Genomic DNA, 14,029 nt, shown 5'->3' with positions numbered 1-14,029 from the left:
GGTGAGAGATCATTGACGCGTTCATGACGATTTGCGTAAATAAGCAGTCGCTTGTTCGCGAGGAGGCGGACATGCGGCGAGACATCCTGGCGGATTGGCGCGTCTTGGCGAGTCTGGAAGGCTGGTCGTGCTGCTAGAGCTCAGCAATATTTCCAAGCACTTCGGGGCCATACAGGCCGTGAACGACATTTCGCTGTCGTTGGAGGCCGGTCAGGTTGTCGGCCTGATGGGCGATAATGGCGCCGGCAAATCGACACTTGTCAAAATGATCGCAGGCAATTTCCGTCCGAGCCATGGAACCATGCGTCTTAACGGCAACGATATCGTCCTGCATCGCCCCATCGAGGCAAGGCAGTTCGGCATCGAGATCGTTCACCAGGATCTGGCCCTTTGTGACAACCTCTCCGCGGCCGCGAATGTCTTCCTCGGCCGCGAACTGAGGCGCGGTATCGGGCCCTTGCGCGTGCTAGACTACAAGGCAATGTACCGCCGCGCCGGGGAGATCTTCAAAGAACTCCGCTCTGAGACCAGGCCACGCGACCTCGTGCGGCAGATGTCGGGTGGGCAGCGGCAGGCTGTGGCGATTGCGCGTACGATGATCTCGCAGGCGAAGATCGTCTTGATGGACGAGCCGACAGCGGCAATATCTGTGCGCCAGGTGGCCGAAGTACTGCATCTGATCCGACAACTGCGCGATCGCGGCATCCTGGTGGTGCTCATCAGCCACCGTATGCCCGATGTCTTCGAGGTCGCCGATCGCGTCGTCGTCATGCGCCGGGGCCGCAAGGTGGCGGACAAGCCGATCGCAGAGACCTCGCCGGAGGAGGTGACGGGGCTGATTACTGGCGCCATTGAGGGTGGCTGAGGGGCAAGCAAACTCAATCGTCTGCACCGGAGGAACGGGAGGAACGATGGCAACGACGCTGGACCAGACGATCGCCCGCAGGCAGCGCACGCTCGGAGGAACGATCCTTGGCAACCAGACCTTCTGGGTTCTGGTCGCTGTCATCCTTGCCTGCATTTTTCTATCCTTTGCCACCGACAGCTTCGCGACGGCAAAGAACCTCTACAACATCACCCGCAATGTCACCTTCGTCGCAATCATCGCACTCGGCATGACGCTCGTCATCATCACCGGTGGGATTGACCTCTCGGTGGGCTCCGTCCTCTGCCTGTGCAGCATGGTGCTCGCGGTCACGATGCATGCGGGATATGGCATCGAGACGGGGATTGCCGTCTCTGTCGCAACGGCGCTGGTGATAGGCGCGTTCAATGGCATCCTCATCGCCTATCTCGGCTTTCCGCCCTTTGTCGTGACGCTCGGCATGCTCTCAGTCGCCCGGAGCCTGGCGATGGTCGCGTCCAACAATACCGTGGTCTTCGAGTTCGGCCCGGACCACGACAAGCTGCTGGCGCTCGGCGGCGGATCCGTCTTCGGTATCGCCAACCCGGTGATCTACATGATCGTGCTGGCACTTTTGACCGGGTTCGTGCTGCGCTGGACGCGGATTGGCCGCTACATTTACGCCATCGGCGGCAACGAGCAGGCGGCCGTTGCGACGGGCCTCCCGGTGCTGCCCATCAAGGTCTGTGTCTACATGGTCTCGGCGCTCTCGGCCGGCATCGCCGGCATCATCCAAACCGGCTGGCTCGGGGCGGTGACAACCAATATCGGCGCCGGCATGGAACTGCAGGTCATCGCCGCCGCCGTGATCGGCGGGGCGAATCTCGCCGGCGGCGTCGGCACTGCCTTCGGTGCGCTCGTCGGTGCAGCACTGATCGAGGTGATCCGCAACAGTCTTGGGCTTCTCGGCATCAGCGCCTTTTGGCAGGGTACGTTCATCGGCAGTGCGACGATTCTCGCGGTCCTTTTCGATCGTGTCCGCAATTTCCGCCAGAGCGAGTAACGCGTGGGCTCATGAAATTGCCTGTCTCGGAGTGTGCGCAGACTGGCCAAGAGGGACGTCGCCCTGACGGTCGCGCACTGGCAGTTCGCCGCGGCGAAGCCGGTTGGGGCAAAGGTGCGGCCCATTCAATTATGTTGCCGACAATATTCTTGTGAAAAACCCTTCCCTAAGGCACAATTTATGAACGCAACTGAAGTGCGGCGCTATCTGAATTCCGGCCGTCACGCGCCGCGGAAGAGTTCGCGCGGGAGAGGCTGCGTCAATGGGCCAGGGGTTCTTCCTTCTGTTTGCTGCGGGGGCCGTGATCACCGCCCTGACAGTCGTCCTGGCGCGCAACCCTGTTCACAGCGCATTGGCGCTGATGGCATGTTTCCTGCAAATTTCGGCAATTTTCGTCCTGCTCGAGGCGCCGCTGCTCGCGGTTGTGCAGATCTTCGTTTATGTCGGCGCCATCATGGTCCTCTTCCTGTTCGTGATCATGATGATCGATGTGCGCGAAGCGGTGCTGCAGCGGTTTCTGCCGGGGCGAAATCTGCCTGCATTGGTTCTGCTCGTCCTGCTTGGGGTCGAGATGCTTGCGCTGGTGTTCTGGAGTGGCCGCTTTTCGGCGGTTGAGCCGATCGCGCCACGTGGTGGCGACCAAGTCAGGCAACTGAGCACGACACTTTTCGCCGACTATCTCCTGCCGTTTGAAGTCGCGTCCGTCATCCTTCTCGCGGCACTTGTCGGCGCGATCGTACTGGCACGCAAGGAGTCCGGGTGATGGTTCCGCTCTGGTGGTACATTTCGCTCGCAGTGGTCCTGTTCGTGATCGGAGCCGCGGGTGTGCTGCTCAGGCGCAATATCCTGGTCGTGCTGATGTCGCTCGAACTGCTGCTCAACTCGGTCAACATCAATTTCATCGCTTTCGGACGTTACTACGATGATTTTCGCGGGCAGATATTCGCGATCTTCGTCATCGCCATCACCGCGGCGGAGGTTGCCGTCGCCCTCGGCATTCTGGTCGCCCTCGTGAGGAACAAGTCCACCCTCAAGATCGACGACGTGACGACGATGAAAGGATAGCGGCTTGGAACCGGTGCTATCAATCCGGCCGCTACTTGCCGTCGCCATTGCCGGACTGGCGGCACTTGCAGTTCTCCTTCTCAACAAGCAGGAGAAGATCCGGGATGCCGTCTCGCCTACGGCCGCGGTCGCCATGTTCGCGATCGTCATCTCCATGGCACCCACCGTGCTGGCGGGCGGCACCGTCGAATTGCGCCTGTTCGAGGTCCTGCCCGGGATCGACTTCGCTTTCCGCGTCGATGCGCTCGGCATGGTGTTTGCCACCGTCTCGTCGCTCCTTTGGATTGTCGCCGCGGTCTATTCCATCGGCTACATGCGGCACCTGAACGAGCACGCGCAGACGCGCTTCTTCGCCTGCTTTGCCACCAGTCTCGCGGCGGCAGTCGGTGGTGCTTTTGCCGCCAATCTGTTCACGCTGGTGATCTTCTACGAGGTGCTGAGCCTCGTGACCTATCCACTCGTCTACCACCACGAGGACGAAGAGGCCTGGGCCGGCAGCCGCAAGTACCTCGTCTACCTGATGGGCGCATCGAAAAGTGTGCTTCTCGCCGCGCTGGCGCTGACCTATCAAATCGCCGGGTCACTCGACTTTCTACCCGGAGGGTTGCTGGCGAAGGTCGATGCCTCGGCGCCGCTGCTGACGCTTATCTATTTCTGCTACCTCTTCGGCTTCGCCAAGGCCGCGGTGATGCCGATGCATGCCTGGCTGCCTGCTGCAATGGTTGCACCGACGCCGGTCAGTGCGCTCTTGCATGCCGTGGCGGTGGTGAAGATGGGCGTGTTCTGCGTGCTGCGCGTCGTGTTCCATGTCTTCGGCGTGGATCTGGTCGGCAGGCTGGGGCTCGGAATTGCAACGGCCTATCTCGTCTCCTTCACCATCCTGATGGCGTCGATCTACGCACTGACCCGCGATGACCTCAAGGCGCGGCTCGCCTATTCGACCGTCAGCCAGCTCTCCTACGTGGTGCTGGGCGCGGTGCTTTTGTCCCCCGTCGCGATGGTCGGCGGTATCATTCATATCGCCGTGCACGCCTTCTCCAAGATCACGCTGTTCTTCTGCGCCGGGTCGATCTTTTGCGCCTCGGGAAAAAGAAACATCAGCGACATGGCCGGCATCGGCCGCCGGCTGCCCTGGACAATGGGGGCATTCTTCGTCGCTTCACTCAGCATGATCGGCGTGCCGCCGACCGCCGGCTTCGTCAGCAAGTGGTATCTGACGCTGGGCTCGGTTCAAGCAGGCGAGATGGCTTTCCTGGCCGTCCTCTTGGCGAGCTCGGTTCTCAACGCCGCCTACTTCCTGCCGGTGAGCTATATCGCTTTTTTCAAAGCGGAGGCGCCGGGAGCGGTGGAGCCGGTCCGTGAAATTCCGCTGGTAACGATCCCGCTGGTCGCGACTGCTGCCTTGTCGGTGCTGATGGGCATCTTCCCCGGTTACTTCCTCGCATTGGCGGAAGGAGTGGTCAGATGATCAAGCGTGTCGTCGATTTCTTTGGTGACGAGGGCCATGCGCGGTCGCGCCGCCGATTGTTCTATCTCGTGCTCCTGCTGGTCGTCGTCGCCGATCTTCTGGTTCCGCGCGAACACGCCGAATATCTCTGGGACCGTTTGCCTGGCTGGTCTGCCGCCTACGGCTTTGGCTCCTGCGTGCTGCTCATTTTCTTTTCCAAGTTCCTCGGCCACCAGGGCGGGCTCATGCGGCGCGAGGACTACTATGATTGACTTTGTCCATCCCGCCCTTCTGTTCATTCTCGGCGCCGTGCCGATCCCGCTTCTGAAGGGATCGATCCGCAAGGCCTATCTGGTGCTGGTTCCCGCTTTGGCGATCGTCGCGGTCCTCACGATGGAGCCGGGCAGTCATGGCGCGGGGCAATTCATCGGGCAGGAAATCCTGTTTGCAAAGGTCGACAAGCTCAGCATCGTCTTTGCCACCGTTTTCACCATCATGGCGCTGATCGGCACGATCTACGCGCTGCATCTGCCAACGGCGGGCCAGCATGTGGCAGCCTTCGTCTATGTTGGCGGCGCGCTCGGCGTGGTCTTCGCCGGCGATTACCTGACGCTCTACCTCTTTTGGGAAGGTATGGCGCTCGCCTCAGCCTATCTGGTCTTCGCGCAAGGGGGCGAACGGGCGATCCGTGCCGCTTTCCGCTATCTGATGGTACATGTCACGGGTGGTGTCGTTCTGCTCGGCGGCATCGTGCTTCACGGGCTCGCCGCCGGCTCGCTCCTCTTCGGCCCGATTGCGGGAACGATGGATACCGGCGGCTATCTGATCCTTGCAGGCTTCCTCCTCAACGCCGCGGTGCCGCCGCTCAACGCCTGGCTGACCGACGCCTATCCGGAAGCGACCGTCACGGGGGCAGTGTTCATGAGTGCCTTCACCACCAAGACGGCCGTCTACGTGCTGGCGCGCGCGTTCCCGGGGATCGAGCTTCTCGTCTGGCTCGGCACGGTGATGGCGCTCTATGGCGTCATCTACGCGGTGCTGGAAAACGACTGTCGGCGGCTGCTCGCCTATCACATCGTCAGCCAGGTGGGTTACATGGTGGCGGGCATCGGTATCGGTACCGAGATGGCCGTGAACGGAGCCACCAGCCACGCCTTCGCCCATATCCTCTACAAGGCGCTTCTCTTCATGGGGGCAGGGGCGGTGATCGAGGTCACTGGGCGGCGCAAGCTCACCGAGCTGGGCGGGCTCTACAAGACCATGCCGCTGACGGTTGCCCTCTACATGGTCGGCGCCTTCGCGATCTCGGCCTTTCCGTTCTTTTCGGGATTCGTCACCAAGTCGATGGTCATAGCCGCCGCTGGGCAGGACCACCGGGCGCTCGTGGTTCTGGCGCTCACGATGGCATCGTCGGGGACGTTTCTGCACACCGGCCTCAAGCTGCCGTATTACATGTTTTTCGGACACGATCGAAAGCTGGAAGGGCGCGAGCCGCCTCGCAACATGCTTGTTGCCATGGCTATTGCGGCGGTGTTTTGCATCGTGATTGGCGTGTTCCCGGAGCCGCTCTACGCGCTCCTTCCCTATCCTGTCGCCTTCGAGCCCTATACCGGCGCTCATGTCACCGAGAGCCTCGCTCTGCTGATGTTTACCGCTCTGGGCTTCTTCCTGTTCCTGAAAGCGCTCGACCCGGAAAACACTGTTAGCATCGACACGGACTGGTTCTACCGAAAGGGCGCGCGGGCTTTCCTGTGGTTCGCCGAGAAGCCGGTGGCGCGCTATGAAAAGGCGGTGAGCAACGTGTCCGACTCCGTTGCGCTGCCGCTCCTGCACGGGACGGCGCGGGCCGGACTGCGGGTCGATCTCAATGGCGTCGATGCCGCCGTGAATGGCCTCGCCCGCGCGATCCTTGTTGGCGGTGGCGCGCTCCGGCGTCTGCAGACCGGCGTCGTCACTCACTACGCGCTTGCCATGATCGCCGGTGTGATCGCGGCGGTCGCCGTTTTTGCCGTCGTGTGGCAGTAGGGGGGGGTGATGGCGGTCCCTCTGCTCAGCCTGATCGTCTTCGTACCCGCCGCCGGGGCAGCGGTCGTGATGTTCCTGCGCAGCGACGATCTCGTGCGATGGACGGCACTTGCCGTCACTTTACTCGACCTGGCGCTCACCATCGCGATGCTTGCCGGTTTCGACACCGGGACCTCCGGGATGCAATTCGTCGAGAGGCGCCCATGGGTGCCGGCGCTCGGCATTACCTTTGCGCTCGGCGTCGACGGAATCAGCGCGCTCTTCGTGTTTCTCACGGCGCTGCTGGGCTGGATCTCGGTGCTCGCCTCATGGATCGCCATCGACCGCAAGGTGAAGCAGTTCACGATCAGCCTGCTGGCGATGCAGGCCCTGATGCTGGGTGTGTTTTCGGCGCTTGACCTCTTTCTGTTCTACGTCTGCTGGGAAGCGATGCTGATCCCGATGTATCTGATCATCGGCGTCTGGGGCGGCGACGGTCGTGTCTATGCGGCGTTCAAGTTCTTCCTCTACACCTTGGCGGGCAGCCTCCTGTTCCTGGTCGGCATCATCGTGCTGTATTTCGAGGGCGGCAGGACCTTCGACATCCTCGCCTTGATGGCGCTTGACCTGCCGTTCAATGTTCAGTCCTGGCTGTTCTTCGCCTTCCTCGTGGCATTTGCGGTCAAGGTGCCGATGGTTCCCCTCCATACCTGGCTGCCGGACGCCCATGTGCAGGCTCCAACGGCGGGCAGCATCATCCTCGCCGGCGTGCTTCTAAAGATGGGCGCCTACGGATTCCTGAGGTTCTCGCTGCCGATGCTGCCGCAGGCCTCGGTATATTATTCGACCCTGATGATGGCGCTCTCGGCACTCGCGATCGTCTACGGCGGCCTGCTTGCGCTGGCGCAGGACGATCTGAAGAAACTGGTGGCCTATTCCAGCATCAGCCACATGGGTTTCGTGACGCTTGGGATTTTTGCCCTCAACCCGCTCGGGCTCCAGGGCAGCATCCTGCAGATGTTCAATCACGGCGTGACGACCGGCGCGCTGTTTCTGTTCGTTGGCCTGATCTACGAGCGGACCCACACCCGCAGCATCGCCGACTATGGCGGCTTGATGAAGGTGGCGCCTGTCTACACGGGATTTCTGGCGCTGTTCGTGCTGTCCTCGATGGCACTGCCGGGGACGAACGCGTTTGTCGGCGAGTTGCTGGTGCTGTCGGGTGGGTTTGCGGCCAACCTTGCTCTTGGCGCGGTCGCGGTTTTGGGGGCATTGCTGGGTGCGGCCTATCTGCTCGGCATGTATCGGAGGGTGGCGCTTGGCCCGGCCAGCGTCGGTGCACGGTTCAAGGTCCGCGATGTCAATGGCCGCGAGATGGCAGCGATCCTGCCGCTTGCCGTCTTCGTGCTTTGGGTCGGGCTCTACCCGAAGCCTTTTCTCGCCATCATCGATAGCTCGGCGATGCATCTCTTGCAGCAGGTCCAAGACAAGGGGAGCGCCCCATGACCGCCGCAGCGCTCCTTCCCTCGATCCTCGCGAGCCTGCCCGAAATCACCGCGGTTGCGGGAGCCTGCATCCTGCTGATCGTCGGACAACTGGTGCCGAAGGGACAGGAAGCCATCCTTGTCTGGGCCTCGGTCGCAGTCGTGCTCTTTGCCGCCCTGGCAACATTCACGCTGTCGGGTGGGCCGCCGGCCTATGCGGGCATGTTCGTCGCCGACCCGTTCTCCGTCTTCTTCAAGTCGCTGTTCTACCTGGCGATCATCCTGACGTTTCTGCTCTCGCGCAATTATGCCGACATTGAAGGGATCGGCGGCAGCGAATACTACGTCCTGTTGCTCCTTGCACTTTCTGGAATGATGATCATGGTCTCTGCCATCGATCTCCTGTCGATCTATGTCGGCCTCGAATTGATGGTGCTCTGCACCTACGTGCTGACCGGCTTCCTGCGGCGTGAACAACGGTCAAACGAGGCGGCGCTGAAATACGTGATCCTCGGCGCGGTCTCGACCGGGATTTTTCTCTATGGCGTCTCGCTGGTCTACGGCCTCACCGGCACGACGCAACTGGACCGGATGGCGGCGGCCGTCACCGGCGATCCGCTCGATCCGGGCCTGCTGCTGGCGGTGGTCTTCATCGTCGCCGGACTGGTCTTCAAGATTGGCGCGGTGCCGTTCCACATGTGGGTGCCGGATGTCTACGAGGGTGCACCGACGACGATAACCGCCTTCATGTCCGTCGGGCCCAAGGCGGCGGGCTTCGCGGTGATCCTCAGAGTGTTCCTCAACCCGCTCGTTGCAGGCTCCAACGTCTGGATCATATTGGCTGTGATCGCCGTGGTGACGATGGCGCTCGGCAGTTTCGTGGCGCTGGTGCAGGATAATTTCAAGCGCCTGCTCGCCTATTCCAGCATTGCCCATGCCGGCTTTGCCATCTTCGGCATCGTGGCCGGCGGTGCCGACGGGATCGCCAGCGTGATGCTCTACCTGCTGATCTACACCTTCATGAATCTCGGTATCTTCGGTGCCGTCATCATGATGCGAAACGGCAATTTCTCGGGCGAGGTTATCGAGGACTATGCGGGTTTCGCCAAGATGCATCCGGGGCTGGCATTGTTGATGTTGCTCTATCTGTTCTCGCTCGCGGGCATCCCGCCGACAGCCGGGTTTTTCGCCAAGTTCTATGTGCTGGTGGCGCTCGTCGAACGTGGTTTCGTCTTGCTGGCCGTGATCGCAGTGCTCTTGAGCGCCGTTGCCGCCTATTTCTACATCCGTATCGTCATGGTGATGTTCATGCGCGAGCCGGCGCGGGAGTTCGAGCCGGCGCTAACGCCCCTAGTCGGCGCCGCTCTCGCCGTCACCGCCGCCGGTACTGTCGGCATCGGGTTGTTTCCTGCATGGTTTCTAAGGCTGGCGCAGCAGTCGGCTTTCGGCGGCTGAGCGATCGGATTTGCATTGGCCTATCCGACGGAATAAACTAGCGGTTTAGGAAAGGAATGCCCTTCGTCGCTTCCCTGGGGCGACCGCGTTACCGGCCCGAATGAGTCGATCGCGGCTTATGCAACGCCCCCCGATAGGTGACAGGGCTGCGCGACATGTCTGCAGCGGATTTCCTGCCGGTTCTTATCATGATCGCCGGAATTGTTCTGGTGGCGGGGGTGACGCTTTTTGTGTCCTCGCTGTTGCGGCCGTCCAATCCTTACCCCGAAAAGAACATGCCCTATGAATGCGGCATGGACCCATCAGGCGAGGCAGCCGGTGGGCGGTTCAGGGTGCAATTCTTCATCCTCGCGATCCTCTTGGTCGTCTTCGATGTCGAGGCGATGTTTCTCTTCCCTTGGGCCGTTGTCCTCAAAGAGATCGGTATCGTCGGCTATCTTGAGATGTTCGTCTTCATCGTGCTGCTTCTCGTGGGTTTCGCCTATGCCTGGCTGAAGGGAGCGCTGGAATGGGAGGAATAGGAAACACGATCCAGGATAGCGTCCTATTCACTACGGCCGACAGCGTCATCAGCTGGAGCCGAAGATCGGCGCTGTGGCCCGAAACCTTCGGAATCGCCTGCTGCGCCATCGAAATGATCTCGGCGGGTTGCGCGCGTTATGATCTCGATCGCTTCGGCGTGGTGTTCCGCCCGTCGCCGCGGCAGTCCGACGTGATGATCATCGCCGGCACCGTCACCCGGAAATTCGCTCCTGTCGTGCGCCGGCTCTACGACCAGATGCCGGAGCCGCGCTGGGTGATCGCCATGGGTACCTGTGCCATATCGGGCGGCGTCTACAACACCTATGCCGTCGTGCAAGGCTCTGAAACCTTCGTGCCGGTCGATGTGCACGTGCCTGGCTGCCCACCGCGCCCCGAGGCGCTGATGCACGGTTTCCTGCTTCTGCAAGAGAAGATCAAGAGGTCCCGCGCGCTGGCCGGAACGCCTCTCGATCGGGCTGCGGCATCATGAGTGTGGAGCCGTCTATCAATCGCGCTCCAATCTTGGAGCGCTTCGGGCAAGCGATCGAGGATCTCGGCACCGCGCATGACATCGATGTCTTTGCCGTTCCGCCTGAAAAGATCGTCGAGTTCTGCCGTTTCCTGAAAGACCAGCCGGAGCTCCGGTTCAATTTCCTTTCCGACATCTGCGGGGTTGACCATTATCCCGAAACACCGCGCTTCGAGGCGGTGTACCACCTCTATTCACTGCCCAATCGTTGGCGGGTCCGCATCAAGTGTCGGCTTGGCGATCCGCCCGAAGTCCCCTCTGTCACCGGGGTCTGGCGCACCGCCAACTGGCACGAGCGCGAGGCCTGGGACATGTATGGCATCCGCTTTCTGGGACATCCCGATTTGCGCCGGATCTACATGTGGGAGGGCTTCGAGGGCTTTCCCCAGCGCAAGGATTTCCCGCTCAGGGGTTACAAGGACAAGCTGAACCCGTTTGGCGCCGAAGGTCCGCCGCCGACACAGCCCGACCTCGCCACCCGGGACATACCATAGGGAGGAGAAGGCAAGGTGTGCGCGGTTTTCCGTTTGGACGGATCCGAAATCATCGTGAACTACGCAGGCCGATCGACGCCGGAGAGTTGAGATGACCGAAGTCACCGAGCTCACGAGACCGGAAGGTGAAGCGCTCAATAGCAAGGAAGTGCTTCTCAACCTCGGACCACAGCACCCCAGCACCCATGGGGTCCTCCGGCTCGTCCTCCAATTGGACGGCGAGTATGTCGAGCGCGTCGATCCCCATATCGGCTACCTGCATCGCGGCACCGAAAAACTGGCGGAGAGCTTTACCTATACCCAGATCTTTCCGCTGACCGATCGGCTTGACTATCTCTGCCCACCGTCGAACAACCTGGCCTTCGCGCTCGCGGTCGAGAAACTGCTCGGCATCGAGGCGCCGATCCGGGCGCAATATATCCGCGTGATGATGGCGGAACTCGCGCGCATCTCCGGTCATCTTTTGATCACCGGTGCGCTGCCGATGGATCTCGGCGCCATGACCGCGCTGCTTTACGTCATGCGCGAGCGCGAAATGATCATGGATCTCCTGGAAATGATCACCGGTGCGCGCATGCACACCTCCTTCTGTCGGGTCGGCGGTGTGCGCGAGGACCTGCCTGACGGGTTCTTTGCGAAGATCAGGGAGTTTTGCGACATCTTCCCGAACCGGATCCGCGACTACGAGCGGCTGCTCGAGACCAACCGGGTGTTTCTCAAGCGCACTCAGGGGATCGGCGTGATCGCTGCCGAGGACGCCATTGATCTCGGCCTGAGTGGTCCGAACCTGCGGGCTTCTGGCGTCGACTGGGACATCCGCCGCGACGAGCCTTACGAGATTTACGACCGGCTTGATTTCAATGTCGTCACCCGCGAGGAGGGCGATTGTTATGCGCGTTGGCGGTGCCGGGTCGATGAGATGCGTGAAAGCATCCGGATCATCGAACAATGCATCGAGCAGATGCCCGAGGGGCCGTTCCAGATCGACATGCCGACCGTCGCCTTCCCCGTCGACAAGGAGCGCGTGCATTGCTCGATGGAGGCGCTGATCCAGCATTTCGATCTGTCGGCCTATGGCTTCAACGTGCCGAAGGGCGAGGTCTATTCGGCGATCGAGGCGCCCAAGGGCGAGCTGGGCTTCTACATCATCAGCGACGGGTCGCCGAAGCCGTTCCGCATGAAGGTCAGGGCGCCCTCGTTCGTCAACCTCCAAGGGGTCTTCGGAGTGACGAATGCCCGCTATCTGGCGGACATGATCGCCGTGCTCGGCAGCCTCGATCCTGTGATGGCTGAGGTGGACAAGTAGCGGGGATTTGGACGTGATGACGATGCGCGAAAAGATCGAACAGGCGGCGGCGCGGTATCCCGACAGGCGCTCGGCGATCATGCCCGCGCTACTGATCGCGCAGCGGGAACATGGCCATCTACCCGGGCCGGTACTCGAGCAGGTGGCAGAAATCCTCGGCGTCGAGCGGATCTGGGTCTACGAGCTTGCGACCTTCTACACGCTTTTCCACACCGAGCCGGTGGGGAAGTTTCATCTGCAGCTCTGCGATAATGTCTCCTGCATGCTACGGCGATCGGAGGATCTGCTGAGGCATCTGGAGGACGTTCTCGGGATCGAGAAGGGCGGCACGACCGAGGATGGCCTGTTCACGCTCTCGACCGTCGAATGCCTGGGCGCCTGCGAGATGGCCCCGGTGATGCAAGTCGGCGACGACTATCACGGCAATCTCGACATTGCGCGGATCGATGCACTCCTCGCCCGGCTGCGCGCGACGGTGCCCCACACGATCGGCGCCGATCTTGCCGGCGCGGAAGCACCGGGGGAATAGCGCCATGTTCGAGCCGGTTCTTTTGAAGAACGTGTACGTGCCGGATGGACATCTCCTCGCCACCTATGAGGCTGGCGGCGGCTATCGGGCGCTTGAGAAAGCGCTCAAGGAATACACGCCCGACGACATCATCGAGCTCATAAAGAGATCGAACCTGCGCGGCCGCGGCGGAGCCGGGTTTCCGACGGGGATGAAATGGAGCTTCGTGCCGAAGCGGGCCGACAAGCCGAAATATCTCTGCTGCAATGCCGACGAAGGAGAGCCCGGCACCTTCAAGGACCGGATTATCATGGAGCGGGACCCGCACCAACTGATCGAAGGCATGGCCATCAGCGCCTACGCGATCGGGGCCGAGGTCGCCTATGTCTATGTCCGCGGGGAGTACGTGCTGGCGATCCGACGCCTGGAACAGGCAATCGCCGAGGCCGAGGCCAAGGGGTATCTCGGAGCGCGGATATTGGGCTCGGATTTCAATTTCGTCGTGCACGTCCACTGCGGCGCGGGCGCCTATATCTGCGGCGAGGAGACAGCGATGCTCGATTCGCTCGAGGGCAAGAGGGCGCAGCCGCGGCTAAAGCCGCCGTTCCCGGCGGTCGCGGGGCTCTATGCCAGCCCGACGGTCATCAACAATGTCGAGACCCTGGTCTGCGTGCCGCATATCGTGGCGCGCGGCGCCGATTGGTTTCGCGGCATCGGGCCTGAGAAGAGCCCCGGCCCGAAGCTTTATTGCGTCAGCGGGCATGTGCGCAAACCGGGACTTTACGAACTGCCGATGGGAATTCCGCTTCGCGAACTCGTAGAGGACCATGCCGGCGGGCCGCCGATCGGGCGCAAGATCAAGGCGGTGATACCAGGCGGGGTTTCCGCGCCGGTCATCCCGGAGCAGGGCCTGGACGTCGGGATGGATTTCGACTCGCTTGCCGCCGTTGGCTCTATGCTCGGCTCGGCCGGGGTGATCGTCGTCGACGACACGACCTGCATGGTCAAGGTCGCCACCCGGATCATCGAGTTCTTTCACCACGAGTCCTGCGGCAAGTGCACGCCCTGCCGCGAGGGCTTGAACTGGGTGGTGAAAGTGCTTCGCCGGATCGAAGCGGGCGAGGGTGCGCCCGGCGACATGGAGCAGCTGGACATGCTCTGCAAGGGCATTTTCGGCAATACCTTTTGTGCCTTGGGTGACGGCGCGGCGATGGGCTTGCGGGCCGCGCTGACGCACTTCCGCGATGAGTTCGTCGCCCATATCGAGGAGCGGCGCTGCCCGTTTGTTTGAGGGACGCCCTCGGCGAG

Annotated in this window: 15 protein-coding genes; all 15 read left to right on the top strand. The window is 61.8% G+C overall.

Features of this window, described 5'->3' with window-relative positions; translation table 11 throughout:
- The first annotated feature begins 94 nt into the window (after positions 1–94).
- The 15 genes from QM996_RS26240 (at position 95) to nuoF (ending at position 14,012) form a co-directional block, all read left to right on the top strand.
- On the top strand, positions 95–865 hold the full coding sequence (locus QM996_RS26240; RefSeq protein WP_173515008.1) for an ATP-binding cassette domain-containing protein: 771 nt from the start codon (positions 95–97) through the stop codon (positions 863–865).
- A 46-nt stretch (positions 866–911) separates the two neighbouring features.
- Positions 912–1,907 carry an ABC transporter permease gene (locus QM996_RS26235; RefSeq protein WP_334196833.1) on the top strand — a complete coding sequence of 332 codons (996 nt, stop codon included), beginning with the start codon at positions 912–914 and terminating at the stop codon, positions 1,905–1,907.
- A gap of 262 nt (positions 1,908–2,169) precedes the next feature.
- The gene (locus QM996_RS26230; protein ID WP_334196832.1) at positions 2,170–2,670 is read left to right on the top strand and encodes an NADH-quinone oxidoreductase subunit J; all 501 of its coding nucleotides are present in this window, start codon (positions 2,170–2,172) and stop codon (positions 2,668–2,670) included.
- Complete coding sequence (gene nuoK, locus QM996_RS26225) at positions 2,670–2,972, top strand: NADH-quinone oxidoreductase subunit NuoK (RefSeq protein WP_077965613.1); 303 nt, start codon at positions 2,670–2,672, stop codon at positions 2,970–2,972. The genes QM996_RS26230 and nuoK overlap by 1 nt, the downstream gene beginning before the upstream one ends.
- Positions 2,973–2,976: 4 nt before the next feature.
- The gene (locus tag QM996_RS26220) at positions 2,977–4,440 is read left to right on the top strand and encodes a monovalent cation/H+ antiporter subunit D family protein (RefSeq protein ID WP_334196831.1); all 1,464 of its coding nucleotides are present in this window, start codon (positions 2,977–2,979) and stop codon (positions 4,438–4,440) included.
- Complete coding sequence (locus QM996_RS26215; RefSeq protein WP_334196830.1) at positions 4,437–4,691, top strand: hypothetical protein; 255 nt, start codon at positions 4,437–4,439, stop codon at positions 4,689–4,691. Before QM996_RS26220 ends, QM996_RS26215 begins: the two co-directional genes overlap by 4 nt.
- A complete protein-coding gene (locus QM996_RS26210; protein ID WP_334196829.1) occupies positions 4,684–6,444 on the top strand; it encodes a Na(+)/H(+) antiporter subunit D in 1,761 nt (586 codons plus the stop codon). Before QM996_RS26215 ends, QM996_RS26210 begins: the two co-directional genes overlap by 8 nt.
- Before the next feature lie 9 nt (positions 6,445–6,453).
- A complete protein-coding gene (locus QM996_RS26205) occupies positions 6,454–7,929 on the top strand; it encodes a complex I subunit 4 family protein (protein WP_334196828.1) in 1,476 nt (491 codons plus the stop codon).
- Positions 7,926–9,362 (top strand): NADH-quinone oxidoreductase subunit N, encoded by a 1,437-nt coding sequence (locus QM996_RS26200; protein WP_334196827.1) that lies wholly within the window; start codon positions 7,926–7,928, stop codon positions 9,360–9,362. Before QM996_RS26205 ends, QM996_RS26200 begins: the two co-directional genes overlap by 4 nt.
- A gap of 155 nt (positions 9,363–9,517) precedes the next feature.
- On the top strand, positions 9,518–9,883 hold the full coding sequence (locus QM996_RS26195; protein WP_173515016.1) for an NADH-quinone oxidoreductase subunit A: 366 nt from the start codon (positions 9,518–9,520) through the stop codon (positions 9,881–9,883).
- Positions 9,871–10,374: an NADH-quinone oxidoreductase subunit NuoB gene (nuoB, locus tag QM996_RS26190; RefSeq protein ID WP_173515017.1), complete on the top strand. Its 504-nt coding sequence runs from the start codon at positions 9,871–9,873 to the stop codon at positions 10,372–10,374. The genes QM996_RS26195 and nuoB overlap by 13 nt, the downstream gene beginning before the upstream one ends.
- Positions 10,371–10,907: an NADH-quinone oxidoreductase subunit C gene (locus tag QM996_RS26185; protein ID WP_334196826.1), complete on the top strand. Its 537-nt coding sequence runs from the start codon at positions 10,371–10,373 to the stop codon at positions 10,905–10,907. The genes nuoB and QM996_RS26185 overlap by 4 nt, the downstream gene beginning before the upstream one ends.
- 91 nt (positions 10,908–10,998) lie before the next feature.
- Entirely contained in the window at positions 10,999–12,213 is a 1,215-nt protein-coding gene (gene nuoD, locus QM996_RS26180; protein WP_334196825.1) for an NADH dehydrogenase (quinone) subunit D, read from the top strand.
- A 16-nt stretch (positions 12,214–12,229) separates the two neighbouring features.
- Complete coding sequence (nuoE, locus tag QM996_RS26175) at positions 12,230–12,742, top strand: NADH-quinone oxidoreductase subunit NuoE (RefSeq protein WP_334196824.1); 513 nt, start codon at positions 12,230–12,232, stop codon at positions 12,740–12,742.
- Positions 12,743–12,746: 4 nt separating this feature from the next.
- A complete protein-coding gene (gene nuoF / locus QM996_RS26170) occupies positions 12,747–14,012 on the top strand; it encodes an NADH-quinone oxidoreductase subunit NuoF (protein ID WP_334196823.1) in 1,266 nt (421 codons plus the stop codon).
- Positions 14,013–14,029: the final 17 nt, after the last annotated feature.

The sequence above is a fragment of the Sinorhizobium chiapasense genome (genome assembly GCF_045277575.1).
Lineage (GTDB): Bacteria > Pseudomonadota > Alphaproteobacteria > Rhizobiales > Rhizobiaceae > Ensifer > Ensifer chiapasense_A.
The sequence above is the reverse complement of the archived record's forward strand: the minus strand, read 5'-3'. Positions and strand labels throughout refer to the sequence as shown.

What these genes read in the sequence shown, in the direction of transcription:
- QM996_RS26235 (WP_334196833.1), top strand. Translation starts at nt 912, where the DNA reads ATGGCAACGACGCTGGACCAGACGATCGCCCGCAGGCAGCGCACGCTC.
- QM996_RS26230 (WP_334196832.1), top strand. Translation starts at nt 2,170, where the DNA reads ATGGGCCAGGGGTTCTTCCTTCTGTTTGCTGCGGGGGCCGTGATCACC.
- nuoK (WP_077965613.1), top strand. Translation starts at nt 2,670, where the DNA reads ATGGTTCCGCTCTGGTGGTACATTTCGCTCGCAGTGGTCCTGTTCGTG.
- QM996_RS26215 (WP_334196830.1), top strand. Translation starts at nt 4,437, where the DNA reads ATGATCAAGCGTGTCGTCGATTTCTTTGGTGACGAGGGCCATGCGCGG.
- QM996_RS26210 (WP_334196829.1), top strand. Translation starts at nt 4,684, where the DNA reads ATGATTGACTTTGTCCATCCCGCCCTTCTGTTCATTCTCGGCGCCGTG.
- QM996_RS26205 (WP_334196828.1), top strand. Translation starts at nt 6,454, where the DNA reads ATGGCGGTCCCTCTGCTCAGCCTGATCGTCTTCGTACCCGCCGCCGGG.
- QM996_RS26200 (WP_334196827.1), top strand. Translation starts at nt 7,926, where the DNA reads ATGACCGCCGCAGCGCTCCTTCCCTCGATCCTCGCGAGCCTGCCCGAA.
- QM996_RS26195 (WP_173515016.1), top strand. Translation starts at nt 9,518, where the DNA reads ATGTCTGCAGCGGATTTCCTGCCGGTTCTTATCATGATCGCCGGAATT.
- nuoB (WP_173515017.1), top strand. Translation starts at nt 9,871, where the DNA reads ATGGGAGGAATAGGAAACACGATCCAGGATAGCGTCCTATTCACTACG.
- QM996_RS26185 (WP_334196826.1), top strand. Translation starts at nt 10,371, where the DNA reads ATGAGTGTGGAGCCGTCTATCAATCGCGCTCCAATCTTGGAGCGCTTC.
- nuoD (WP_334196825.1), top strand. Translation starts at nt 10,999, where the DNA reads ATGACCGAAGTCACCGAGCTCACGAGACCGGAAGGTGAAGCGCTCAAT.
- nuoE (WP_334196824.1), top strand. Translation starts at nt 12,230, where the DNA reads ATGACGATGCGCGAAAAGATCGAACAGGCGGCGGCGCGGTATCCCGAC.
- nuoF (WP_334196823.1), top strand. Translation starts at nt 12,747, where the DNA reads ATGTTCGAGCCGGTTCTTTTGAAGAACGTGTACGTGCCGGATGGACAT.